The organism is Cellulosimicrobium sp. RS (genome assembly GCF_046159675.1).
In the GTDB taxonomy this organism is placed as follows: domain Bacteria; phylum Actinomycetota; class Actinomycetes; order Actinomycetales; family Cellulomonadaceae; genus Cellulosimicrobium; species Cellulosimicrobium funkei.
Genome location: NZ_JBJXVU010000014.1, coordinates 14,374 through 35,988, shown reverse-complemented (window position 1 = coordinate 35,988; position 21,615 = coordinate 14,374). Strand labels below are relative to the sequence as shown.

Below are 21,615 nucleotides of genomic sequence, written 5' to 3'. Positions count from 1 at the left end.
TCACGTGACCACCGACCCGACGCCCGGCCGCGTCACCGACCCGCTGACGGTCGGCGACGCGGCCGCGGCCGCGGGCGTCACCGTCCGCACGCTGCACCACTGGGACGCGGTCGGCCTCGTGCGCCCCTCGGCACGCACCCCGGCGGGCTACCGGCTCTACGCGGCGGCCGACGTCGCGCGGCTGCGGCGGGTGGTGGCGTACCGGGAGCTGGGCGTGGCGCTCGAGGACGTCCCGGCGCTCCTCGACGCGACCGGCGCCGAGGCGGTGGACGCGCTGCGCAGGCACCGGGCGCTGCTCGGGGAGCGGATCGCCCGGATGGAGCGCACCGCCCGCGCGCTGGACCGCCTCGTCGCGGCGCGCGAGCGCGGGCTCCTGCTCACGCCCACCGAGCAGGTCGCGCTGTTCGGGGAGGGCTGGGACCCCGCGTGCCCCGGGCAGGCGCGCGAGCTCTGGGGCGACACCGCGCAGTGGGCGCAGTACGCCGAGCGGTCGGCGGAACGCACGCCCGAGGACTGGCAGCGCCTGGCCGACGACGTCGCGGCCCTGGAGGCCGACCTCGCGACGGCGTGCCGCGCGGGTGTCGACCCGGCAACGCCGCGGGCGGCCGCCCTCGCCGAGCGGCACCGCGCCTCGATGGGCGCGCACTTCGACTGCTCGCCCGCGCGGCACGTGTGCCTCGCGCGGCGGTTCGTCGACGACGCCGGGTTCCGTGCCCACTACGACGGCCCCGCCCCGGGCCTGGCCGCGTGGCTGCGCGCCGCGGTCGAGGCGAACGCGCGCTCCCGCGGCGTGGACCCGGCGACCGCCACCTGGGACTGACCCCCTGCGCCGTGCCGCAGGGGCACGGCGGACGGGCTCGCGGGACGAACACGTCGGGAGGCGCGACGACGAGCGCGACGAGCGCGGCGGGAGGCGCCACCACGTGCGCTCCCGGTGGACGGGCGTGCGAGCGCGACGCCGGGGTGTGAGGCTGTGATCCCCGCCGCCGCACCACCCTCCCAGGAGCACCGCATGCCCGCCTCCCCCGCCCCCACGGCGGGCCCCTCCCTCGCCGCCCCGGCACGCGGCGCGATCCTCGCGGGCGACGCGGTCCGGGCCGGTGCCGCGCTCAGCGTCGTCGTGGCCGGCGCGACGCTCGACGGCGTCGGCGTCGCGCTGTTCCTGCTCGTGCTCGGCGGGACGATGGTGCCGCGCGCCCTCGGGGTGACCGGCGTGCTCGACGTCGGCTACGGGGCCGCGCTGCTCGCCTCCGCCTGGGCCGCCCAGCTCGAGTGGTACCGCGCGGTGCCGTGGCTCGACCTGCCCGTGCACGCCGTGTGCACCGGTCTGATCGCGGCGCTCGCGACGGTGACGCTCGTCCGGGTCGGGGCGCTGCCCGCCCCGCACGCCGACGCCCGGCCGTGGCGCACGGGCGTCGTCGTGGTGACGACGGGCCTCGGGGCGGTCCTCGCGATCCTGTGGGAGCTCGGCGAGTGGGCCGGGCACACGTTCCTCGACGACCGGATCGGCGTCGGCTACGGCGACACCGTCACCGACCTCGCGACGGGGCTGCTCGGCTCGGTCGTCGCCGGGGTCCTCCTCGCGCGCGGCACCGCCGCCCGGGAGCACCGGCCGTGACGCCCCGCACCGCCCCGACCGTGTCGGTCGTCGTCCCGGTCCGCGACGACGCCGCCGCGCTCGACCGCTGCCTGGCGCGCATCGCGCGGCAGACCGTCGCGCCGCTCGAGGTCGTGGTCGTCGACAACGCGTCGCGCGACGACTCCGCGCTCGTCGCGCGCCGCTGGGGCGCCGTCGTCGTGCGCGAGGACCGCGTCGGCATCCCGGCCGCCGCCGCGACCGGGTACGACGCCGCGCGCGGCGACGTCATCGCGCGGCTCGACGCCGACTCTCTCCCTGATCCGGGGTGGGTGCAGCGCGTCGTGGACCGCATGGCCGCCGACCCGACGCTCGACGCGATGACCGGCACGGGCACGTTCGACGACCTGCCGCGCGGGGCGCGCGCCGCCGTGGCGATCGTCTACCTCGGCGCGTACTACGTGCTGTGCCATCTCGCGCTCGGCCACACCGCGCTCTGGGGCTCGTGCATGGCCCTGCGCCGCTCGGCGTGGACCGCCGTGCGCGACGCCGTCGTGCGCGACGACCCCGAGGTGCACGACGACCTCGACCTGTCGTTCCGCCTCGGCCCGGGCCGGCGCACGGTGCTCGACCGGTCGTGGCGCGTCGGGGTGTCGGCGCGCTCGCTGCGCGGGCGACGCCAGCGCCGTCGGCGCATGGACCGCGCGTGGCGCACGCTGCGCGTCAACTGGGCGGTCGCGCCACCGTGGGAGCGGTGGCGCGACCGCTGGCGCTGACGCGCACGGACACCTCCCCGCCTGCGACCGGCCGGCGACGGCCCGACGACGGGCCGGCGACGGGCCGGCGACGGGCCGGCGACAGGCCAGAGCTCAGTCCGCGCTGCCGCGCCAGGTGCGCCGCCGCGTCGCGCCCGGTGCCTCCTCGCGGTCGAGACGGGCCAGCAGCGCCGCGAGCGCCGCGGCGATCGGCTGCCCGGTCGCGTACTCGACGAACAGCCACTGCCCGGCCGGGTTGATCTCGAGGAACACGTAGTCGCCCTCGGGCGTGCGGCGCAGGTCGACCGCGCCGTACCAGAGGCCGAGCACCTCCATGAGCCGCAGGAGCGCGGTGGCGACGTGCTCGGGGAGGTCGTGCACGGACGTCGGGCAGTGGTGGGTGTCGACGCGGAAGTCGTACGCGTACGCCGACTCCTCGGTGCGCAGCTCCGCCGCGAACAGCTCCGTGCCGACGATCGTCACGCGCACGTCCGACCCCGCGACGGCCTCCTGGAAGATGACCGGCGCGTACCGCACGCTCTCGATGAGCGCGAGGTCCGAGTCCCGCACGGGGCGGGTCTCGCGCCACGTCGCGGGCGTGCCGCTGAACGGCTTGAAGATCACCCGTCCCGGTTCCCGGTGCAGGAACTCCCGGGCGCGGGCGGGGTCGTTCGTCATGCACGTGCGCGGAACGCGCAGCCCGAGCCGTGCGGCGACCTGGAGCTGCCACATCTTGCGGGAGCCGGCCTCGTCGCGGTCCGGGTCGTTGACCCAGGTCGCGGGCAGGCACGACCACAGCCCGGAGACCGCCGCGGCGACCTCGCCGTGGGCGAAGCCGCGGTCCTGGGCGGAGCGCAGGTCGTCGTGCAGCGCGAACGGCTGCGGTCGGCGCCACCACACGGCGCGCAGCGTGGTGGTGTCCACCGCGCTCACGCCCTCGGCGCTCGTGTCGACCCAGTCGGCGCGCCACCCGGCGGCGTCCTGGGTCGAGGTCAGCGCCACGTCGCGGGGCGCGTGCCCCGTGTCGAGGAGCGCGTGGCGCGCGCCGAGCGCGTCCAGGTGGCGGACGACCTCCGTGGTGTGGAGGTCGTCCGCGTGCGACACGATGCCGATCATCGCGGTCTCCCGGTCCGGTCCGTGGGCGAGGTCGCCCGGGTCACTGCCCCGCCTGGAGCGCGGCGAGCGTCGCCTCGACGGCCTCGAGGGTCGCGCGCGCCTCGGCGACGGCCTCGACGAGCGCGCCGACGACGTCGACCGCCTCGCCCGGACCGTCCTCGTCCACGAGCGACTCCGCGCCCTGGACGAACGGCCGCGCCCCGGCGAGCGCGCCCGCCTGCACGAGCCGCCCGATCACGGGGTTGACCACGGGGTCGAAGAGGTCGCCGGGGTCGACGATCCCCTCCTGGAGCGTGTCGCCGGGTCCGGAGCCGACGTCACCCGCGAGCCCGGTGCCGACGGGGTTGTCCGCGGCGAAGCGGGTGTCGCCCTGGAAGACCGAGTCGAGGGCGCGCGGCGTGCCGCCCTGGTCCCGGAGGAACGACGTCCCGATCTGGTCGGCGACCGTGTGCGAGTCGGCCTGCCGGATCGTCAGCACGTCGACGGCGCGGGCCGTGTCGGCGCCCAGGAGCGTGCCGACCTGGTCGGCGGCCTTCACGGTCGCGATGACGTCCTGCGCGAGGGACGTGAAGCCGTCGTCGGCGGTCGCGGTGCGCGCCCCGTGGGGCAGGGCCTGGAGCGTCGGCGACACCGCGCGGATGCCCGCGATCGCCGTGCCGAAGTTCGACCCGGTCCCGGCCGCGTTGCAGCCACCGTTCGTGTGGACGCCGACGAGCTCGCCCGCGGGCCCGAGGATCCCGGACCCAGAGTTGCCACCGAGCGTGTCGATGTCGTCGTAGCGGACCTGGTTCGTCGTGACGACCGTCGCCGGGCCGGCCTCGACGCGCTTGGGCATCCCGGCGGGGTGGCCGATGATCGCGAGCATGTCGCCCACGGCCGGGTTGGCGGTGGCCACGGCCGTGAACCCGTAGGTGCTGCCCGGGTTGCCGCCCACGCGCACGACGGCCATGTCGAGGCCGCCGAGCCGGTACTCGACGAGCGCGACGATCGGGAAGCTCTGCTCGGTGCGCAGGACACCGGACGGGTCCACCTGGAAGAGCACGTTGATGTGCATGCTCGTCGCGATCTGCTGCGGCGTGAGGACCTGCATCGACCCGTTCTGCCGGGGCAGGACCCAGCCGTCGGCGCTCTGGTCGAACAGGTGACCGCACGTGAGGACGAGGTCGGGCGCGATCAGGGTGCCGCTCCCCCAGCGCACGCCGTCGACGTTGCCGGGATTGGTGAAGACGCCGCCGAGCCCTGCGTTCCACTGGACCTGCACGGCCTGCTTCTGGTGGGCGTCCACGTACGCGCGCGTGACGCCGAGCGTGCCGTCGTACTGCTCGACGGGCTGGGAGTCGTCGGTCGCGTCGCAGATGGACTCGAGCATCTCCGCGTACGTGGGCTCGTCGCCCGCGATGGACTCGAGCGTCAACGGGATGCGTTCGGGCAGCGGCGGGTACAGCGCGTCGACGGTGTCGGGCGTCTGCGGCACCTCGCGCCGGCTCGGCTTCCGCGGTGCCGACTTCTTGCTTCCGGGCATGGGTTCCCCCTCGGTTCGGTCCCCCTGCACCTGGAGGGAGGCCCCTGTGCCTCGGCACGTACACCGCGCCCCTCTCGCGCCCGAGCACGGGACCGGCGACCGGATCCGGGGAGATCCGGTCGCCCGTCCCGTGCTCGCCGGTGGACGTTGCCGGCCGGTGGCCGGTGGCCCAGGGTCAGCGGGGCGCTGCGACGTCCAGGACCCAGGTCACGCCGAAGCGGTCGGTGAGCATGCCGTACGCGGGCGCCCAGTCCGACGACGCGAGCGGCGCGACGACGGTCGAGCCGTCGACGAGCGCGTCCCAGTAGCCGCGGACCTCCTCGACGTCGTCGCCGCGCACGGACACGAAGAACGGCGCCTCGCCCGGGCTCCACGGCCGGTCGGAGGGGACGTCGTAGGCCATGACGCGGAACCCGCTCGGGGCGCTGACCTGGCCCCAGACGACGAGGTCGGCGGCCGCCGGGTCGGCGGCCTGGCCGAGGTCGCCGTACGTGGTGACGACGAGCTCGCCCCCGAACACGGACCGGTAGAGCTCGAGCGCGGCACGGGCGTCGCCGCGGAAGTTGAGGTGCGGGGTGGTCTGGACGGACATGGGCTCTCCTCGGGAGGCTCGTGGCCCGCGACGGTCGCCGGGGGCCGTGCGCCGGGCCGACGACCCGTGCGCACCCCACGACTCTCGCGCTCCATCAGGACGGATGGTGTCCGCATTCTGCGCGAGCATGGAGCCATGACCGAGACGTCGCGCCGCACCCTCCTGCTCCTCGCGCTGCTCCAGGCGCGCCCGGACCGCACGGGGCCCGAGCTCGCCGCCCGCCTCGGCGTCGACGCCCGCACGGTGCGGCGCGACGTCGACCGGCTGCGCGAGCTCGGCTACCACGTCGTCGCGACGCGGGGACGCGTGGGCGGCTACCGTCTCGACGCGGGCGCCGAGCTCCCGCCGTTGCTGCTCGACGACGAGCAGGTCGTGGCCCTCACGGTCGCGCTGCGCACGATCACCGCGAGCGGCGTCGGCGACGACCTCGCGGAGGCCGCCGTCCGCGCGCTCACGACCGTGCGGCAGGTGCTCCCCGCACGGCTCCGGCACCGCGTCGACGCGGTGGACGTCACGACCGTCGCCGCGGCACCCGGGCGCCCCGCCGCGCAGGTCGACCTCGACGTCCTGCTCGCCGTGAGCGCGGCGGCCCGCCGCCGGGAGGTGCTGCGCTTCGACTACGCGCTCGCGGCGCCGGGCGCGCCGTCCGACGCCCCACCCGGCACTGCGCTCCCCGACGACCCGCGCACCGCTCTGCCGCCGCGCCGCGCGGAGGTGCACCACGTCGTCGTGCGGGGCGGCCGCTGGTACGCGGTCGCGTGGGACCTCGACCGCGACGACTGGCGGACCTTCCGGCTCGACCGGATGACGCCGCGCACCCCGACGGGACCGCGGTTCGCGGCACGCGAGGTGCCGGGCGGGGACGTCGCCGCGTTCGTCGCCGCGCGCTTCGTCGGCGCTCTCCCGAGCACCGACCCGGGAGCGGGTCCGCAGACCCTCCGGGACGCCGGTAGCGCGGCGCCCCGCGGCTCGGGCGCGACGCGGGCCCCGGGGACCCCGGCTCCGGGGTGGCCCTGCCAGGGCTGGGTCGAGCTCGGCGCCCCAGCGCGCGCGGTCGCGCCGTTCGTCGAGGACGGCGCGGTCGAGGCGGCGGGCCCGGAGCGCTGCCGGGTCCGGCTCGGGTCGTGGTCGTGGGTGGCGCTCGCGGCGCGTGTCGCGGCCTTCGACGCCGACGTGCTCGCCGCGGGCCCGGCCGAGCTCGTCGCCGCGTGCGACGCCGTCGCCCGACGCCTCGGCGCGGTCGCCGCGTCGTGACGGTCAGTCGGGCACCGCGCCACCGGTGAGGTTGACGATCGCCCCCGTCATCGCCGCGGCGCGGTCGGACGCGAGGAAGGCGGCGGCGTCGGCCACCTCCTGGACGGTCGGGAGCCGTCCCCGCAGCGTCCCCGCGGCGAGGGGGCCGTCGTCGAGCAGCTCCTGGACGGTCTGCCCGGCCGCGGCCGCGGCGGGCGCGAACAGCTCGCGCGTGTACGAGCCGTGGGCCGGCCCGTCGACGACCGCGTGGGGCCGCAGCCCGACGACGCGCACGCCGGCCGGGGCGAGCTCCGCCGCAAGGAGCCGGGTGAGCGTCTCCTTGCCCGCGGCGCTCACGCCGTGCCCGAGGATGCCCGGTACGACGAGCCGCGCGCCCGGCTCGGACAGGGTGAGGAGCACGCCGGGCCGGTCGCGCGCGAGGTAGGGGGCCACGGCCCGGCTCGTGAGGAACAGGCCGCGCAGGAAACCCTCGACCGGGCGCCAGAACTCCTCGAACGAGAGGTCCCCGAGCAGGGTGCCCTGGTCGTGGGGGACGCTCACCGCGTCGAGCACGACGTCGATCCCGCCCGCGGCCGCGGCGACGGCCGCGGCGTGGGCCTCGACCGCCCGCTCGTCGAGCACGTCGAGCCGCGCCGTCTCAGCGCGACCGCCCGCCGCGGCGATGTCGCGCGCGACGGCATCGAGGTGGTCCTGCGTGCGGCCCGCGAGGAAGACGCGCGCGCCCTCCCGCGCGAAGGTCCGGGCCACGGCCCCGCCGATCGCGCCTCCGCCGCCGTAGACCACGGCGACCCTGTCCTCCAGCAGTCTGGTCATGTCGCCCTCCCGGTGCGTCCCGTCGAACGGGTCTCGGTCCCGCCGGCGCGACCCGCGACCGGCGCTCATGATGCAACCTCAGGGTTGCACATCGCCGCGGTTCAGCGCAACCCCCTGGTTGCATCCGTCTGACAGGGCGTGCGGGCGGCCCCCGCCGTAGCGTGGAGCGACCCGCCCCCGGCAGATCGGACCCGCCATGACCGCACCGGCACGCCACGACGTGCTCGTCCTCGGCGGCGGCAACGCCGGGCTCTCGCTCGCCGGGCGCCTGCGCCGCGACGGTTGCCCCGACGTCGCCGTCGTCGACCCGCGGACCACGCACCAGTACCGGCCGCTGCTCTCCTACGTCGCGTCGGGCATGGCGACCCTCGACGACCTCACCCGGCCGCAGGAGGACGTCGTGCCCGACGGCGTGCGCGTCTACCCCGACCGCGTCGTCGGCGTCGACCCCGAGCGCTCGCTCGTGCACCTCGCGGGCGGGCGCACGCTCGGCTACGGGGACCTCGCGGTCTGCCCCGGGTCGGAGGTCGACTGGGACGCCGTGCCCGGCGCCGAGCAGGCGATGGGCACGCCGTTCGCCGCGACGAGCTACCTGCCCGACCTCGCGCCGAAGACGTGGGAGCTGCTGTCGTCGCTCACCTCCGGCACGGTGGTGTTCGCGATCTCGGCGCGGCACGTGCCGTGCTTCCCCGTGGGCCTCAAGCCGCTGTTCGTCGCCGCCGACCACTGGCGCCATGCCGGCGTCCTGGACGCGATCCGGGTCGAGCTCGCGGTCGAGTCGCCGCGCCTCGTCGACGACCCGCGCGCGGAGCCCACGCTGCGTGCCGCCGCCCGGCGCTACGGCGTGCGGGTGCGCACCGCGACGTCGCTCGTGTCCGTCGACGCGACCCACCGCACGGCCCGGCTCCGCGGGCCGCACGGGACCGACGAGGTCTCCTACGACGCGCTCTACGTCGCGCCGCCGCACCGCGCCCCGGCGTGGGTCGCCGCGAGCGGGCTCGCGACCCCCGAGAGCGACGGGTTCGTCGCGGTCGACCCCGAGACCCTCCAGCACGCCGCGCACCCGCGCGTCTGGGGGCTCGGAGACGCCGCGGCGGTCGACGCGATGCCGTCGGGCGGCGCCCTGCGCCGGCAGGTGCCCGTCGTGGCACGCAACATCCAGGCCCGACGGCGCGGCACCCCGATGCAGCGCTACGACGGCTACTCGGTCGCGCCCGTCACGACGTCGCGCGACCGCCTCCTCCTCGCGGAGTTCGACCGGGACCGTCGGCCCGACCCGGGGTTCGGCGTCGTCGACCTCGCGCGCCCGCGCCGCAGCCTGCTGCTGTTCGACCGCTACCTGCAGCCCACGATCTACTGGCGGCGGCTGCTCCAGGGCAATGTGTCCTGACCCGCGGCACGCCGCAGCACGAAGAAGAACGGGCGGCCCATGCCGCGCGCCTCCATGCACCCGACGAGCGTGTCGTCGTCGACGGCGCGCAGCGCGTCCTCGACCGGGAGCGCGTCGTAGGTCATCGCCGCGGTCACCACGCCCCGGTGCACGACGGCGCGCACCCGCGCCCGGGGCGCACGCGTCCGGGTGAGCGGCAGGAGCGCCCGCGCGATCCGGGCGACCGGTGGTCGGCGCAGCGCCGGCGCCGACCGCAGCACGAGCGGGAGCGGGACGAGCGCGGGGTTGACGTCCACGAGGCCGCCGCCCGCGCCGTCGAACAGGAGGGGGTGCGCGTCGCCGCCGGGCTCGAACCGCTTGCCCGCCCAGCCGAGCGCCTCGAGCGCGCCGTCGAGCACGTGCCCCGTCGGCAGCCCGGATCCCCACCAGAACCCCGGGAGCGCCTCGCCGTCGACGAGCGCGAGCGTGTCGAAGAACGCGAGCGCCCCTGCCGTCGTCGTGCCGCGCGCGAGGTCGTCGAGCGTGCCGGCTCCCCGCGGGCCGTCGGGGTGGGTCATGTCTCCTCCTCCTGCGGGCGGACGGCGACGCGCACGTCCCGCTCCGATCCTGACGCGGCGGCGCGGGCCCCGCCCGCCGATTGCCGGTGCGGCGGCCCCGCCGCACCCTGGGACGATGACCGAGACCCGACCGACCACGATGCGCCGCGGCACCCTGACGTTCGACGTGCACGACGACGGTCCGGCCGACGGAGCGCCCGTCGTGCTCCTGCACGGGTTCCCCGAGGACTCGTCGACGTGGTCCCGCGTGGCACCGCTCCTGCACGACCGAGGGCTGCGCACGGTCGCGCTGGACCAGCGCGGCTACTCCCCCGGCGCGCGCCCGCAGGCCCGGGCGGCGTACCGGCTGCCCTTCCTCGTCGCGGACGTCCTCGCCCTCCTGGAGCGCACCGGGCCGGCGCACGTCGTCGGGCACGACTGGGGCGCCGGCGTCGCGTGGGCGCTCGGGGCGTGGGCGCCCGAGCGCGTGCGCAGCCTGACCGTGCTCTCGACGCCGCACCCGCGCGCGATGGCACGCGGGCTCGTGCGGTCGGACCAGGCGCTGCGGTCGCTCTACGTCGCCCTGTTCCAGCTCCCCGCGCTGCCCGAGGCGTTCCTGCGGCCGCGGCTGCCCGCGCTGCTGCGTCGCTCCGGCCTGCCCGCCGAGCAGGCGGAGCGGTGCGGGGCGCTCATGCGCGAGCCCGACGCCCTGACCGCAGCCCTGGACTGGTACCGCGCGCTGCCCCTGGGCGCGCGTCCCGTCGGAGCCGTCCGGGTCCCGACGACGTACCTGTGGGGCGCGGCGGACCCGGCGCTCGGGCGGTGGGCCGCCGAGGACACCGAGCGGCACGTCGAGGCGCCGTACCGCTTCGTCGAGCTCGACACCGGGCACTGGCTGCCGGCGCACGCCGCGGTCGAGGTGGCGTCGGCGGTCGCCGACCGGGTCGCGGCCTCCACCGCGGACGTCGCGACCTGAGCCCGCCCCGCGCCCGCCGTCAGGACGACGACGCCGGCGCGCCGTCGACGGTCTCGTGCCGCTTCTGGCGCGCGAACCGCGCGGGCAGGTCGGGGCCGTCCCAGACCTGGATCGCGCGCCAGATGGACGCCGCGATGGGCACGGCGAGCACGGCGCCGGTGAGGCCCGCGAGCACGGTGCCCGCGGTGAGGGCGATGAGGATGACGAGCGGGTGCAGGCGCAGCGTGCGGCCCATGACGACGGGCTGGAGCAGGTCGCCCTCGAGCTGGTTCACCGCGATGACGATCGCGACCACGATGAGCGCCTCGACCGGCCCGACGGCGACGAGCGCGACGAGCGCGCACAGGACGCCCGCGAGCGTGGCCCCCACGAGCGGGATGAACGCGAGCAGGAACACGAGCACGGACAGCGGGAGGACCAGCGGCACCCCGACGATCGCGAGGCCGATACCGATCGCGACGGCGTCCACCGCGGCGACGATCGCCGTCCCGCGCACGTAGCCGCCGAGGGTGCGGACCGTCGTCTCGCCGATGCGCTGCCCGCGCGCGTACCGGGCGCCCTCGAACGGACGCAACAGGAACTCCCAGATCGCCGGGCCGTCCTTGAGGAAGAAGAACAGCACGACGATCATCACGAAGAACCCGGCGACGAAGTCGACCGTCTGGGAGGCGCCCGCGAGCGCCCCGGCGCCGACCGCGTCGGACTGGAGCAGGCCGACGAGCGAGTCGCGCACCGACGCGATCTGCTCCTCGGTGATGTCGAACGGCAGGTTCTGCACGTAGGTCTGGAGCTCGTCGAAGCCCTCGACGGCCTGGTCGCGCAGCTCCGGCCACTGCTTGACGACCGCCGCCGCGACGAGCCACACCACCACGCCGAGCACGACGACGAGCGCGAGCAGCGCGACGACCGTCGCGAGGAACGACGGCACGCCCTTGCGTCGGAGCAGGCCGACGAGCGGCGAGATCGCCGCGGCGAGCACGAGCGCGATGAGGACCGGGATGACGATGAGCGTCAGCCGCGTCACGGCGAACACCGCGACGGCGACGAGCGCGACGAGGGCGAGCACCTGCACCGAGCGCGTGCCCGCGCGACCGAGGCCGTCCGACCAGAGCGCGGACGCCCCCGCCGGCCGCGCGGGCTCGACGGCGTCGGCCCGGTCCGCGGCGGCGTCCGTCTCCCCGTCAGGGGCACGTTGCGCGACGGCGACCCGCTCCGCGGCGGGAGCCTCCTCGGCGCGCTCGTCCGCCCGCTTGCCCGACCGCCGTCTGCCCAGACCCATCCCGCTCCCTCTCTCGCCGCACGTGTGACGGCCAGGGTGCCACGATCGGGCGTCACCCGCCGGGTGCCGGGACCGGGCGCCCCGTAGGCTGCGAGGCATGGCGTCCCGCATCAGCGAGCTGGTCCTCGACTGCGCCGACCCCGAGCTGCTCGCTCGGTTCTGGTGCGACGTCCTCGGCTACGTCGAGCTCGACCGCGAGGAGGACGGGTCGATCGAGATCGGCCCTCCCGACGTCGGGTTCGGCGGCCCGCAGCCGACGCTGATCCTCAGCCCGAGCACCGACCCGCGCACTGGCAAGCTCCCGCTGCACCTCGACGTCAACCCCACCGACCGCGACCAGGACGCCGAGCTCGAGCGGCTCCTCGCCCTCGGCGCGCGGCCCGCCGACGTCGGCCAGACGGGCGACGAGCCGTGGCACGTCCTCGCCGACCCCGAGGGCAACGTGTTCTGCCTGCTGCGCCGGCGCCTCGACCCCTGAGGCGTCAGGAGGGCTGCGGGCCGGGTGACGGCACCGCGAGGTCCTGCGTGCCCACGACCCCGAGCAGGCGGATCCGGTCCGCCGCCTCCGTGCCCGGCGCCGCCGTGAGCACGAGGAGCACCTGGAGCTGGTCCTCCGTGGTGAGCGCCTGGCAGTCCACCTCGATCTCCCCCACCACCGGGTGCACGAGCGTCTTGTGGTCCACGAACCGGCGCGCGACCTCCTGCCGGTCCCACAGCGCGACGAACTCCGGGCTCGTGCGCGACAGCACGCGGACGAGCTCCCCCGCGCGCGAGGACGCGCCCAGCACCGCCACGGCCGAGCGCAGGCTCGCGACGAGGGCGCGGCCCTGCCGGTCTCGGTCGTGTGCCGGGTAGATCGCCCGCGCCGTCCCCGGGTGGGCGAACCACCGGTAGATCTCGCTGCGGTCCCACCCCGCGTACGCCGACGCGTCGCCGTAGAGCGCGCGCGCCAGGTCGTTCTGCGCGAGCGTCTGCGCGAGCGGGTCGAGGATCAGCGCGGGGGTGTCGTCCAGGCGGTCGAGCACGCGCTGCAGCGCGGGAGCCACGTGCCCGGGATCGGTCGCCCGGTCGGGCACCCCGTGCCCGGCGACCCGGTAGAGGTAGTCGCGCTCGTCGTCGGACAGGCGCAGGGCTCGCGCGATCGACGCGAGCATCTGCGTGCTCGGCTGCGGCCCGCGCTGCTGCTCGAGGCGCGTGTAGTAGTCCGTCGACATGAGCGCGAGCTGCGCCACCTCCTCGCGGCGCAGGCCCGGTGCCCGACGGCGCACCCCGGCCGGGAGCCCCACGTCGCCCGGCTGCAGCGCCTCCCGGCGACGGCGGAGGAAGTCGGCGAGCGCGGCGCGGTCCATGCGCCCATCGTCCGGGGTGCGCGGCGCCCGTGCCAGGGATCGCCGGTCCCCCGTCCACCGGACTCTGCCGCGCCCCGCGCACGGCGCCCAGGATCGAGGCATGGACATCACGAGCAGCACCGTCTTCATCCCCGGCGCGACGAGCGGTATCGGGCTGGCGCTCGCGGTCGCGCTGCACGAGCAGGGCAGCACCGTCGTCGTCGGCGGGCGCCGCACCGACCTCCTGGAGCGGATCGCCGTCGAGCACCCCGGTCTCGACACCGTGCGCATCGACACCACCGACCCCGAGAGCATCGCCACGGCCGCGAAGGAGGTCCTCGACCGCCACCCCGACCTCGACACGCTCGTCACCATGGCCGGCATCATGCGCACCGAGGACTGGCACCACCCCGAGGGCTTCCTCGACACTGCGGAGCAGATCGTCACGACCAACGTGCTCGGCCCGATCCGGCTCGTCGGCGCGTTCGTCGAGCACCTGCAGACCCGGCCGCGCGCGACGATCGTCACCGTGTCGTCCGGGCTGGCGTTCGCGCCGCTCGCGGCCACGCCGACGTACGACGCGTCGAAGGCCGCGATCCACATGCTCAGCGAGGCGCTACGGCTCCAGCTCGCCGACACGAGCGTCGACGTCGTCGAGCTCGTCCCGCCGTCGGTGGCGACCGACCTCATGCCGGGTCAGCGCGAGAGCGCGATCGCCATGCCGCTGGACGAGTTCGTCACCGAGGTCGTCGAGCTGCTGCGCACGCAGCCCGACGCGCACGAGATCCTCGTCGAGCGCGTGAAGCTCCTGCGGTTCGGCGAGGCGCGCGGCGACTACGACGACGTCGTGCGGACCCTGAACGCGTCCGACCCTCACGGGCGCTGAGCGGGCTGGTCCGTGACGGCGCAGGACGGGCGACGCGGGAGCCTGGTCAGGAGCGCGTACCAGCGGGCCGGGACGCGAAGAGGTCGAGCCCGAGAGCGCGCGACAGGAGGGCGCCCGCGCGGCGGCCGCGCACGGAGTTCCCCGCGTCGTCGAGCCGCGGGGAGAACGCCGCCACCGCGCCCTTCCCCGGCGACATCATGACGATGCCCCCGGAGATGCCGCTCTTGGCCGGCACCCCGACCTCGAAGAGCCACTCGCCCGACCTCTCGTACATGCCCGTCGAGGCCACCACGCTGAGCGCGTCGCGGGCCATGCCCGCCTCGACCACGCGCTCGCCGGTCGACGGGTTGACGCCGCCGTTGGCGAGCGTGGCGCCCATGACGGCGAGGTCGTGGGCGTCGACGCGCAGCGCGCACTGCCGGGTGTAGAGATCGACGACGGCCCCGGGGTCACCGTGCAGTCGCCCGTGGCTCGCGAGCAGCGAGGCGAGCCCCTCGTTGTGCCGGCTCGTCCGGGACTCGGACCGGTAGACCTCCTCGTCGACGTCGAGGGCGCGCCCGGCGAACCGCGACAGACCGTGCACGAGGAAGTCCCACCGGGCGTCGTCCGTGTCGCCGGGGACCAGACCCGTCGTCGCGAGCGCGCCCGCGTTGACCATCGGGTTCATCGGGTGCCCCTCGCCGTGCTCGATGGCCAGGACCGAGTCGAACGGCACGCCCGTGTTGTCGACGCCGACCCGCTCCAGCACGGCGTCGTGCCCGATCTCCTGGCAGACGAGCGCGTACACGAACGCCTTCGATATCGACTGGATCGAGAACCGGTGGCGCACGTCGCCGCGCGCGTGCTCCGCACCCGCCGTGTCGGTGAAGACCACACCGAACAGGTCCGGCTCCGCACCCGCGAGCGCCGGGACGTCCTCGATGACAGTGCCCTCGTCGAGGTCGCGGAAGCGCTCGTACGCGTCGTCGAGAGCGGCCTCGACGACGTCGCGCCCGGGCAGGGTACCGGTGGAGACCCACGGGTCGGGAAGATGGCTCATCCGTCGTGACGCTACCCGGGGCGCGTGCCGCTCGCCCGGGAGGTCAGAACAGCGGCCACGGGACGGCGGGCATGTCGCCCTCCGGTGCGGGGAACCGTGCCGTGCGCAGCAGCCGGTCGCAGCGCTCCGCGAGGGCGGCCACCTCGTCGGGTGCGAGGAGACCGCGCAGGCGGTGGGCGAGGTCGCCGTCGAGGCCCGCGCGCACGCGCTCGACGCCCGCGAGCTCGTCGTCGGCGAAGGGCTCGCCGAGCCAGCCCCAGAGCACGGTGCGCAGCTTGGGCTCGACGTGGAAGGTGACACCGTGGTCGACGCCGAGGCGCCGCCCGTCCGCCAGCGGCAGCACGTGCCCGCCCTTGCGGTCGGCGTTGTTCACGACGGCGTCGAGCACCGCCATGCGCCGCAGCGCCGGCGAGTCCTCGTGCACGACGCTCACCGGGCGGTCGTCCTCGTCGACGCCCTCCAGCACCGTCCGCACGCCGTCGGGCGGCACCTCGTCGGTGGGCACGACGTCGACGGGCGACTGTGCCGCGTCGACGTCCTGCCAGAGCTGCACCATGCCCGGACCGAGCGGCCCGTCGCGCAGCCACGTGCGCGGCACGACTCCCCCGCCGAACACCTCCGAGACGAGGTACGCGGCGACCTCGCGGCCCGCGAGCGTGCCGTCCGGGAAGTCCCACAACGGCTTCTCGCCCGCGACCGGCTTGTACACGACCGAGACGTCGCCCAGCCGGGCGAGGAACGTCGCGTTCGACGCGGCGCGGATCCGCCCGACGACGTCGAGCGGACCCTCGGTCAGGGCGGCGTCGAGCGGGGTGCCGGCAGGGTCGAGACCGGACGGCGGGACGGCAGGGCCGAGGCCGGACGGCGGGCTGGCGGGGTCGACGTCGGACGGCGCGGCGGCGTCGTCGTGCGGGGTCGTCACGCCTCGCCGGGCAGCGCGCACTCGTGCCCGTCGGGGTCGACCGGCCGGCCGCACAGCGGGCACAGGGGGCGGCCCGCGCTCACGACGGCGCGCGTGCGCTGCGCGAACGCGCGCGCCGTCCCCACGGGCATCTTGACGAGGAGCGACTCTGCGGGCTCCGGCTCGTCGGCCTCGGGATCGAGGTCGTCGTCGTCCACGAGCGGGAACGCCTCGACGATGACCTGCGCCGTGCGCGGGTCCCAGGTCAGCCGCATCGCGCCCGTGCGGAACTCCTCCTCGACCGGGAGGTCCAGCGGGTCGTCGTCGACGAGCTCGGCCGGGACGTCGGCGGGGACGCTGTACCGGTTGTCGGGCTCCTCCATGAGCTCGTCCAGCAGGCGCTGGATCGTGTCCGCCAGGACGGCGGACTGCTCCTTCTCGAGCGCGACGCTCGTCGTCCGCGTGCCTTCGCGCGCCTGCAGGTAGAACGTGCGGGAGCCGGGCGACCCGACGGTCCCCACGACGACGCGGTCCGGCCAGTCGTACTCGTGGACGAGAGTGGGCATGACCTCACTCTACGAGCGCACGGCCCGTCCGCACGGGACGGCCACGGGTCGGACGTCGGCTCGGCTACCGCGCGGCGTCGGCCTGGCCCGGCCCGGCGCCGCCGCCCACCGGCGCGTCGCCCGCGGGCGCCGCGCTGCGCAGCCAGGAGAGGTCGCCCGCGTCGGTGTTCACCGCCACGACCTCCGGGCGGTGCGGCCCGTACCGGACGACGGAGATCGATGCCGGGCCGACGACGATGCGCTGGAAGAGGTCCAGGTGCACCCCCAGCGCGTCGGCGAGCACGGACTTGATGACGTCGCCGTGCGAGACCGCCGCCCACACCGCGTCCGCGCCGTGGCGGGCGGCGACCTCCGCGTCGTGCCGCCGGACCGCCTCGACGCCCCGGGCCTGCATCGCGGCCAGCGACTCGCCGCCCGGGAAGACGGCCGCCGACGGCTGCGCCTGCACGACCGACCACAGCGGCTCCTGGGCGAGGTCCTTCAGCGCACGACCCTGCCACTGCCCGTAGTCGCACTCGGTGATCCCGTGCTCGGTCACCGGCTCCAGGTCGTCCGTCTGGTGGTCGAGCACGGCTTGCGCGGTCTGCCGGCACCGCTCCAGCGGGCTGGTGACGACCCGCACGAGCGGCACGCCCGCGACGCGCTCGGCCGCCCGGGCTGCCTGTTCGCGCCCGACGGCGTCCAGCGCGACGCCGTCGGCCCGCCCGGCAAGGATGCCGCTCGCGTTCGCGGTGGTGCGGCCATGACGGACGAGCAGGACGGTCGGCATGCCCCGAGCGTAGGTGACAGGGCCCTCACCCCGTGGCGGCGACGTCCGGGGGCGGTGGTACCTCGGCCTGGGTCGAGATCACCCGCGGGGCCAGCTGGTCGGGCAGGGGCGCCAGGCCCGGCCCGCCCGCGCGGATCCAGGAGTGCAGGGCGGCGGTGAGCTCGTCGCCCGCCAGCTGCTCGAACCAGGCGGGGCCGGCGGCGCGCGCGGCGGGCACCGGCCGCACCACGACGACGTCCCCGCGCTCGCACGCGTCGAGGCAGTCGACGACCGTCAGGCGCGCGTCCCCCGTCTCGGCGATCCGGCGCAGACGCTCGAGCTGTCCGCCCGGGCGGGTGTCGGTCGCGCCCAGCGTCTCCCCCGCGCACAGCCCGCACGCCGTGATGCCGGGCACCGTGCGCGCCGGGCGGGGACGACGCCCCCGCTCGTCGGTCGGGATCGACGCCGTCACGCGCCAAAACCTCGGTCACGAACCGCCGTCGCACCGTGCCCGCTGCGATGTGCTCGGGACATCCTGGCTGCCCTACTTCCTGTCGTGCTGGCGGAACCCGCGGCCCACCGCCGCATATACCCGGTAAGGGTATATCGCCTGAGGGGAGGGCCCGCTCGCTCGACCGGGCTGACACCGTCCTGGATCGGCTTGCCCTGGGTTCGAACCCCCGAAATAGGCTCCGATGAGCAGTGAAGGGTCGCCGCGCACGACCTGGCCGCCGTGCACGTTCGGCGCGCTGCTCGACCCTCCGGCATGGGCCGCGGGGCGCGCGCACGTCGGTGCGCACGCCCCGCGGGCGGGATCAGCTCGAGGCGAGCAGGTCTTCCATGGTGGAGATCTCGGCCTGCTGGGTCTCGACGATCTCCTGCGCCATCGCGACCGCGTCCGCGTTCTCGCCCTCGTCGACCTGGGTCTGCGCCATCTCGACGGCACCCTCGTGGTGGACGATCATCTGCTCGAGGAACAGCTGCCCCGCCTCCGCGCCCTGCGCGGCGTCCAGGGCCTGCATGTCCTCCTCGCTCATCATCCCGTCCATGGACCCGTGGCCCATCGCCTCGTGGTCCATGTCGCCGGACTCCTCCATCGGGGAGCCCCACTCCTCGAGCCACGTGGTCAGCTGCTCGATCTCGGGCCCCTGGGCGTCCTTGATCTGGTTCGCCAGGTCCGTGATCTCAGGGTCGACGCCGTCCTTGGCCAGGATGACGTCGGACATCTCGATCGCCTGCTCGTGGTGCGGGATCATCATCTGGGCGAACATCACGTCCTGGTCGTTGAACGTGCCGTCCTCCGCCGTGCCGTCCTGCTCCTCGGCCCCGGTCGTGGCGGATGACGGCGCCGTCCCGCTCCCGGGCTCGTCGTCGGTCGAGCACGCCGCCAGGCTCGCGACGGTCACCAGCGCGATCGCCGGCACCAGCACACTCTTGAACTTCATGGGACAGACCTCTCGTCTCGGTACTCAGGAACCACATGCGCCCCGGTGCGGGGCGTATCGGTCGACGCAGGGTGCGTCGACGGCGTGCGGCTCCTACGTCCGAGAGATGCCGAGAAGGTGCAGCGACGGCGCGAGGCCGACGAAGGGCTGAGCGCGCCCCGGTTCGACGAGGCGGGACCAGACGGGGGTGAGGCGTGCCAGGAGGCCGCGCCCGGGGCGCACGAGAGCGAGCAGCACGACCAGCACCATGAGGCACATGGCCGACGCCATCTCGTGCCCGCCGCAGTCGAGGCAGCCACCCTGCTCGTGGTGCCCGGGGCCGTCGTCGGCCACCGGTGCGCCCGCAGGGTGGCTCGTCTCGGCGATGACCGCCGCAGGCCCGACGTGGGCCGTCGACGACCCGCTCATCGCGTGCATCGTCACGACGCCGAGAAGCAGCGCAGCGATCAGCAGGGCACCCGAAAGCCCTCGCCGGCGCCCGGCGAGCAGCGAACGGAGTGCGGCCATGAGCTGCATGTCGCCGCCACCCTAGCAAGCGGCCACCCGGTCCGGTCACGGCACGACGAGAAGAGGGACCGACAGGTGCCGGTCCCTCTTCGTGTGTCGGGCTGACAGGATTTGAACCTGCGACCCCTTGACCCCCAGTCAAGTGCGCTACCAAGCTGCGCCACAGCCCGTGGCTGGATCACCGAGCCAGATCCGACCGGATCGGACCCCGTGAAGCCTCGGATACTCTACCCCATCCGTGACGCCTCCAGCGCACCGTTTGCCCCGGTCGGGGCTGTGCGGTCGGTCTCGCCGGAGGTCGCCGCGGCGTCCCGCTCCCCCGTCGGCAGGTGCGCGCGCCACGCGCTCGCCACGATCACCAGGCAGACCGTGGCGATGACCAGGCCGCCGAGGAACATCTGCGCGTACGTCCACCGCACGGACAGCGCCGCGAGCGCCACGGGCACGCAGAACCCGATGTAGGTGAGCGAGTAGTAGACGGCCGTCAGGCCGGCAAGGTCGTCGGGCGTCGCGATGCGCTGGACCTCGCTGAGCCCGGCGACGAGCGCGAGCCCGTAGCCGGCACCGAGCACCATCGCGGCGATGAGCGCCGTCGGGAGGTCGAGCCGCGCCGAGGCGTAGGCCCCGAAGCCCATGCCGACGACGACGATGGACATCGCCACGACGGACGCCCGCGCGCTGTGCCGGGTGTCGATGAGGCGGCCGAGCACCTGGATGCCCACCCCGCAGCCGAGGCCGAGCACGGTCATGAGCCCGGAGAACGCGATGGGGGCGCTGCCCGCGCTGGCGGACACGAGGCCGGGCAGCACGGCGTAGGCGCTGCCGGCGCACCCGAACACCCACGGCGCCACGGGTACGACGACGCGCAGGAACCGCCGGTGCGCGACCGCCGGCACACGCAGGTCGTCGCGCAGCCGGCCGCGGGCCCCGCCGTCGGGCACGACGCGCGTCTCCGGGACGCCCAGCAGCCAGACGCCGGTCGCGACGGCGAGCGCCGCGTGCAGCAGGTAGGCGGTGTGCGTGGGCCAGGGTGCCCACTGGGCGAGCACCGCGGCGACGCCGGCCCCGACGAGGAAGCCCAGCGTGAGGGCGAGGCCCGCGCGTCGGGCGCCGGAGCCGCCGTCGGGCACGCCGGACGCGCGGGCGGTCGCGTCGCTGAGCTCCTTGACCCAGGTGGTGCCGACGGCCATGACGAGGCCCAGCGCGACGCCGCACAGGACGCGGCCCGTCGCGAGCAGCGCGGCGGACGACTCCCCCGCCGCGAGCACGAGCGACCCCGCCAGCGCGATCGGCGCGGCGGGCAGGAGCAGCGGGCGGCGCCCGTACCGGTCGGAGAGCGGCCCGCCGAGCAGGAGCGCGGGGACGATCCCGAGCACGTACGCGGCGAGCAGCGCGTCGACGGTCACCGCGGAGAAGTGCCCGACCTCCCGGTACATGACGAGCAGGGGCGTGAACTCGTTGCCGCCCCACGCGACGGCGAACATCACCGCCGCGACGGCGAGCCACGCCCGCGGCCCGACGGCGGCGCTCACCCCCGGCGCGGAGGCCTCGGTCGTGGGGTCCGAGGCAGCCGCGCTCACAGGCCGACCCTCGCGTCCTCGAGGTGGCGCTGGACGCGGCGCTTGTAGGTGCGGGTGTCGCGCACCTCGAGCGCGTCGACGAGCGCGCGGTGCCCGGCGACGAACGTCGTCGCCCGGCCCGGGTCCCACCGGACGCTGTGCGCGACCATCCGCTGCTGGCGCTCGCGCAGGCTCACGAAGAACGTGGTGAGCAGCGCGTTGCCCCCGGCCGCGACGATCTCCTGGTGGAACCGCGCGTCGAGCGTCGCGTACTCCGCGACGTCGCCGTCGGCGACGGCGGCCTCCTGGGCGGTGGCGAGGTCGCGCAGGAGCGCGACGAGGGTGGCGAGCTCGGTGTCGGGCAGGCGGACGACGAACTGGGCGGCGTGCGTCTCGACGAGCAGGCGCGCGTCGAGGACGTCGTCGGCCTCGCCGGCCGCGACCGGCACGACGAGCGCGCCGCGCTTCGGGTAGAGCCGGAGCAGGCCCTCGGCCTCCAGGCGCAGAAACGCCTCCCGGACCGGCGTGCGGCTCACGCCGAGCTGTTCGGCGATCTCGCCCTCGCTCGTCATGGACCCGCCGGGCAGGCTGCCGTCGAGGACGCGGGACTTCACGTGCCGGTACGCCTGCTCCGTGGCAGAAGCGCTGGTGGTGCGTGGCATAGATACATGATGCATCTATCGTGTGCACGACATCGACCGCAACCGCTCTCCGGGGCCGTGCGGTTCGACACACCGAGCGCGGAACCCTCAAGTGGTAGTTGACGCCGCCCGTTACTTACAGTTTCGCCGAAACTGTAAGTAAGGTGACGTCATGGAAGCAGTTCA

24 protein-coding genes and 1 tRNA gene are annotated in these 21,615 nt (G+C 75.6%); 8 read left to right on the top strand and 17 right to left on the bottom strand.

Going from position 1 to position 21,615, the window contains the following annotated elements:
• Nucleotides 1–4 precede the first annotated feature (4 nt).
• From ACI769_RS18445 to ACI769_RS18435, 3 genes are all read left to right on the top strand, one after another.
• Nucleotides 5–820 carry a MerR family transcriptional regulator gene (locus ACI769_RS18445; protein WP_409142079.1) on the top strand — a complete coding sequence of 272 codons (816 nt, stop codon included), beginning with the start codon at nt 5–7 and terminating at the stop codon, nt 818–820.
• A 192-nt stretch (nt 821–1,012) separates the two neighbouring features.
• The gene (locus ACI769_RS18440) at nt 1,013–1,618 is read left to right on the top strand and encodes a hypothetical protein (RefSeq protein WP_255178877.1); all 606 of its coding nucleotides are present in this window, start codon (nt 1,013–1,015) and stop codon (nt 1,616–1,618) included.
• The gene (locus tag ACI769_RS18435) at nt 1,615–2,352 is read left to right on the top strand and encodes a glycosyltransferase family 2 protein (RefSeq protein ID WP_114554354.1); all 738 of its coding nucleotides are present in this window, start codon (nt 1,615–1,617) and stop codon (nt 2,350–2,352) included. The genes ACI769_RS18440 and ACI769_RS18435 overlap by 4 nt, the downstream gene beginning before the upstream one ends.
• 93 nt (nt 2,353–2,445) lie before the next feature.
• Here the strand turns inward: ACI769_RS18435 and ACI769_RS18430 are convergent, their stop codons facing one another.
• The 3 genes from ACI769_RS18430 to ACI769_RS18420 form a co-directional block, all read right to left on the bottom strand.
• Nucleotides 2,446–3,447, bottom strand: a complete 1,002-nt coding sequence (locus ACI769_RS18430; RefSeq protein WP_137280523.1) for an MvdC/MvdD family ATP grasp protein — start codon at nt 3,445–3,447, stop codon at nt 2,446–2,448.
• Nucleotides 3,448–3,487: 40 nt separating this feature from the next.
• Nucleotides 3,488–4,969, bottom strand: coding sequence for a trypsin-like serine peptidase (locus ACI769_RS18425; RefSeq protein ID WP_409142078.1), 1,482 nt, complete (start codon nt 4,967–4,969; stop codon nt 3,488–3,490).
• Nucleotides 4,970–5,144: 175 nt separating this feature from the next.
• Nucleotides 5,145–5,561 carry a VOC family protein gene (locus ACI769_RS18420; protein ID WP_034652300.1) on the bottom strand — a complete coding sequence of 139 codons (417 nt, stop codon included), beginning with the start codon at nt 5,559–5,561 and terminating at the stop codon, nt 5,145–5,147.
• 135 nt (nt 5,562–5,696) lie between these two features.
• On the opposite strand from ACI769_RS18420, the gene ACI769_RS18415 reads away from it, so the two are divergent.
• A complete protein-coding gene (locus tag ACI769_RS18415) occupies nt 5,697–6,815 on the top strand; it encodes a helix-turn-helix transcriptional regulator (protein ID WP_409142077.1) in 1,119 nt (372 codons plus the stop codon).
• Nucleotides 6,816–6,818: 3 nt separating this feature from the next.
• Here ACI769_RS18415 and ACI769_RS18410 read toward each other — a convergent pair whose 3' ends face one another.
• Nucleotides 6,819–7,628: an SDR family NAD(P)-dependent oxidoreductase gene (locus tag ACI769_RS18410; RefSeq protein WP_409142076.1), complete on the bottom strand. Its 810-nt coding sequence runs from the start codon at nt 7,626–7,628 to the stop codon at nt 6,819–6,821.
• A 196-nt stretch (nt 7,629–7,824) separates the two neighbouring features.
• Between ACI769_RS18410 and ACI769_RS18405 the strand changes: the two genes are divergently transcribed.
• On the top strand, nt 7,825–9,018 hold the full coding sequence (locus tag ACI769_RS18405) for an NAD(P)/FAD-dependent oxidoreductase (RefSeq protein ID WP_409142075.1): 1,194 nt from the start codon (nt 7,825–7,827) through the stop codon (nt 9,016–9,018).
• On the opposite strand, the gene ACI769_RS18400 is transcribed toward ACI769_RS18405, so the two are convergent.
• The gene (locus ACI769_RS18400) at nt 8,982–9,575 is read right to left on the bottom strand and encodes a DUF4334 domain-containing protein (RefSeq protein ID WP_409142074.1); all 594 of its coding nucleotides are present in this window, start codon (nt 9,573–9,575) and stop codon (nt 8,982–8,984) included. The two genes, ACI769_RS18405 and ACI769_RS18400, sit on opposite strands and share 37 nt — an antisense overlap.
• 115 nt (nt 9,576–9,690) lie before the next feature.
• Between ACI769_RS18400 and ACI769_RS18395 the strand changes: the two genes are divergently transcribed.
• On the top strand, nt 9,691–10,530 hold the full coding sequence (locus ACI769_RS18395) for an alpha/beta fold hydrolase (protein WP_409142073.1): 840 nt from the start codon (nt 9,691–9,693) through the stop codon (nt 10,528–10,530).
• Between the two features lie 19 nt (nt 10,531–10,549).
• Here the strand turns inward: ACI769_RS18395 and ACI769_RS18390 are convergent, their stop codons facing one another.
• Entirely contained in the window at nt 10,550–11,809 is a 1,260-nt protein-coding gene (locus ACI769_RS18390; RefSeq protein WP_409142072.1) for an AI-2E family transporter, read from the bottom strand.
• Between the two features lie 97 nt (nt 11,810–11,906).
• Here ACI769_RS18390 and ACI769_RS18385 point away from each other — a divergent pair, with 97 nt between their 5' ends.
• Nucleotides 11,907–12,287, top strand: a complete 381-nt coding sequence (locus ACI769_RS18385; protein WP_409142071.1) for a VOC family protein — start codon at nt 11,907–11,909, stop codon at nt 12,285–12,287.
• 4 nt (nt 12,288–12,291) lie between these two features.
• On the opposite strand, the gene ACI769_RS18380 is transcribed toward ACI769_RS18385, so the two are convergent.
• The gene (locus ACI769_RS18380) at nt 12,292–13,158 is read right to left on the bottom strand and encodes a helix-turn-helix transcriptional regulator (RefSeq protein ID WP_409142070.1); all 867 of its coding nucleotides are present in this window, start codon (nt 13,156–13,158) and stop codon (nt 12,292–12,294) included.
• A gap of 100 nt (nt 13,159–13,258) precedes the next feature.
• Between ACI769_RS18380 and ACI769_RS18375 the strand changes: the two genes are divergently transcribed.
• A complete protein-coding gene (locus ACI769_RS18375) occupies nt 13,259–14,023 on the top strand; it encodes an SDR family oxidoreductase (protein WP_409142069.1) in 765 nt (254 codons plus the stop codon).
• 46 nt (nt 14,024–14,069) lie between these two features.
• Here the strand turns inward: ACI769_RS18375 and glsA are convergent, their stop codons facing one another.
• The 10 genes from glsA to ACI769_RS18325 form a co-directional block, all read right to left on the bottom strand.
• Nucleotides 14,070–15,062 carry a glutaminase A gene (glsA, locus tag ACI769_RS18370; protein ID WP_085387907.1) on the bottom strand — a complete coding sequence of 331 codons (993 nt, stop codon included), beginning with the start codon at nt 15,060–15,062 and terminating at the stop codon, nt 14,070–14,072.
• A gap of 43 nt (nt 15,063–15,105) precedes the next feature.
• Entirely contained in the window at nt 15,106–15,858 is a 753-nt protein-coding gene (locus tag ACI769_RS18365; protein ID WP_409142090.1) for an SCO1664 family protein, read from the bottom strand.
• Between the two features lie 122 nt (nt 15,859–15,980).
• Entirely contained in the window at nt 15,981–16,529 is a 549-nt protein-coding gene (locus ACI769_RS18360) for a DUF3090 domain-containing protein (RefSeq protein WP_034652290.1), read from the bottom strand.
• Between the two features lie 64 nt (nt 16,530–16,593).
• Nucleotides 16,594–17,298 carry a histidine phosphatase family protein gene (locus ACI769_RS18355; RefSeq protein WP_114553577.1) on the bottom strand — a complete coding sequence of 235 codons (705 nt, stop codon included), beginning with the start codon at nt 17,296–17,298 and terminating at the stop codon, nt 16,594–16,596.
• A gap of 25 nt (nt 17,299–17,323) precedes the next feature.
• Nucleotides 17,324–17,749 (bottom strand): hypothetical protein, encoded by a 426-nt coding sequence (locus ACI769_RS18350; protein WP_409142068.1) that lies wholly within the window; start codon nt 17,747–17,749, stop codon nt 17,324–17,326.
• A gap of 343 nt (nt 17,750–18,092) precedes the next feature.
• Nucleotides 18,093–18,722 (bottom strand): DUF305 domain-containing protein, encoded by a 630-nt coding sequence (locus ACI769_RS18345; protein WP_144723229.1) that lies wholly within the window; start codon nt 18,720–18,722, stop codon nt 18,093–18,095.
• 93 nt (nt 18,723–18,815) lie between these two features.
• A complete protein-coding gene (locus tag ACI769_RS18340) occupies nt 18,816–19,229 on the bottom strand; it encodes a DUF6153 family protein (protein WP_144723230.1) in 414 nt (137 codons plus the stop codon).
• Nucleotides 19,230–19,325: 96 nt separating this feature from the next.
• A tRNA-Pro gene (locus ACI769_RS18335) sits at nt 19,326–19,399 on the bottom strand.
• 57 nt (nt 19,400–19,456) lie between these two features.
• Nucleotides 19,457–20,809, bottom strand: a complete 1,353-nt coding sequence (locus ACI769_RS18330; RefSeq protein WP_409142067.1) for an MFS transporter — start codon at nt 20,807–20,809, stop codon at nt 19,457–19,459.
• Nucleotides 20,806–21,450 (bottom strand): GntR family transcriptional regulator, encoded by a 645-nt coding sequence (locus ACI769_RS18325; RefSeq protein ID WP_409142066.1) that lies wholly within the window; start codon nt 21,448–21,450, stop codon nt 20,806–20,808. Before ACI769_RS18325 ends, ACI769_RS18330 begins: the two co-directional genes overlap by 4 nt.
• Between the last annotated feature and the right edge of the window lie 165 nt (nt 21,451–21,615).

What these genes read in the sequence shown, in the direction of transcription:
- ACI769_RS18380 (WP_409142070.1), bottom strand. Translation starts at nt 13,158, where the DNA reads ATGGACCGCGCCGCGCTCGCCGACTTCCTCCGCCGTCGCCGGGAGGCG.
- ACI769_RS18400 (WP_409142074.1), bottom strand. Translation starts at nt 9,575, where the DNA reads ATGACCCACCCCGACGGCCCGCGGGGAGCCGGCACGCTCGACGACCTC.
- ACI769_RS18360 (WP_034652290.1), bottom strand. Translation starts at nt 16,529, where the DNA reads ATGCCCACTCTCGTCCACGAGTACGACTGGCCGGACCGCGTCGTCGTG.
- ACI769_RS18415 (WP_409142077.1), top strand. Translation starts at nt 5,697, where the DNA reads ATGACCGAGACGTCGCGCCGCACCCTCCTGCTCCTCGCGCTGCTCCAG.
- ACI769_RS18425 (WP_409142078.1), bottom strand. Translation starts at nt 4,969, where the DNA reads ATGCCCGGAAGCAAGAAGTCGGCACCGCGGAAGCCGAGCCGGCGCGAG.
- ACI769_RS18325 (WP_409142066.1), bottom strand. Translation starts at nt 21,450, where the DNA reads ATGCCACGCACCACCAGCGCTTCTGCCACGGAGCAGGCGTACCGGCAC.
- ACI769_RS18375 (WP_409142069.1), top strand. Translation starts at nt 13,259, where the DNA reads ATGGACATCACGAGCAGCACCGTCTTCATCCCCGGCGCGACGAGCGGT.
- ACI769_RS18395 (WP_409142073.1), top strand. Translation starts at nt 9,691, where the DNA reads ATGACCGAGACCCGACCGACCACGATGCGCCGCGGCACCCTGACGTTC.
- ACI769_RS18355 (WP_114553577.1), bottom strand. Translation starts at nt 17,298, where the DNA reads ATGCCGACCGTCCTGCTCGTCCGTCATGGCCGCACCACCGCGAACGCG.
- ACI769_RS18385 (WP_409142071.1), top strand. Translation starts at nt 11,907, where the DNA reads ATGGCGTCCCGCATCAGCGAGCTGGTCCTCGACTGCGCCGACCCCGAG.
- ACI769_RS18390 (WP_409142072.1), bottom strand. Translation starts at nt 11,809, where the DNA reads ATGGGTCTGGGCAGACGGCGGTCGGGCAAGCGGGCGGACGAGCGCGCC.
- ACI769_RS18430 (WP_137280523.1), bottom strand. Translation starts at nt 3,447, where the DNA reads ATGATCGGCATCGTGTCGCACGCGGACGACCTCCACACCACGGAGGTC.
- ACI769_RS18340 (WP_144723230.1), bottom strand. Translation starts at nt 19,229, where the DNA reads ATGGCCGCACTCCGTTCGCTGCTCGCCGGGCGCCGGCGAGGGCTTTCG.
- ACI769_RS18420 (WP_034652300.1), bottom strand. Translation starts at nt 5,561, where the DNA reads ATGTCCGTCCAGACCACCCCGCACCTCAACTTCCGCGGCGACGCCCGT.
- ACI769_RS18345 (WP_144723229.1), bottom strand. Translation starts at nt 18,722, where the DNA reads ATGAAGTTCAAGAGTGTGCTGGTGCCGGCGATCGCGCTGGTGACCGTC.
- ACI769_RS18405 (WP_409142075.1), top strand. Translation starts at nt 7,825, where the DNA reads ATGACCGCACCGGCACGCCACGACGTGCTCGTCCTCGGCGGCGGCAAC.
- glsA (WP_085387907.1), bottom strand. Translation starts at nt 15,062, where the DNA reads ATGAGCCATCTTCCCGACCCGTGGGTCTCCACCGGTACCCTGCCCGGG.
- ACI769_RS18410 (WP_409142076.1), bottom strand. Translation starts at nt 7,628, where the DNA reads ATGACCAGACTGCTGGAGGACAGGGTCGCCGTGGTCTACGGCGGCGGA.
- ACI769_RS18440 (WP_255178877.1), top strand. Translation starts at nt 1,013, where the DNA reads ATGCCCGCCTCCCCCGCCCCCACGGCGGGCCCCTCCCTCGCCGCCCCG.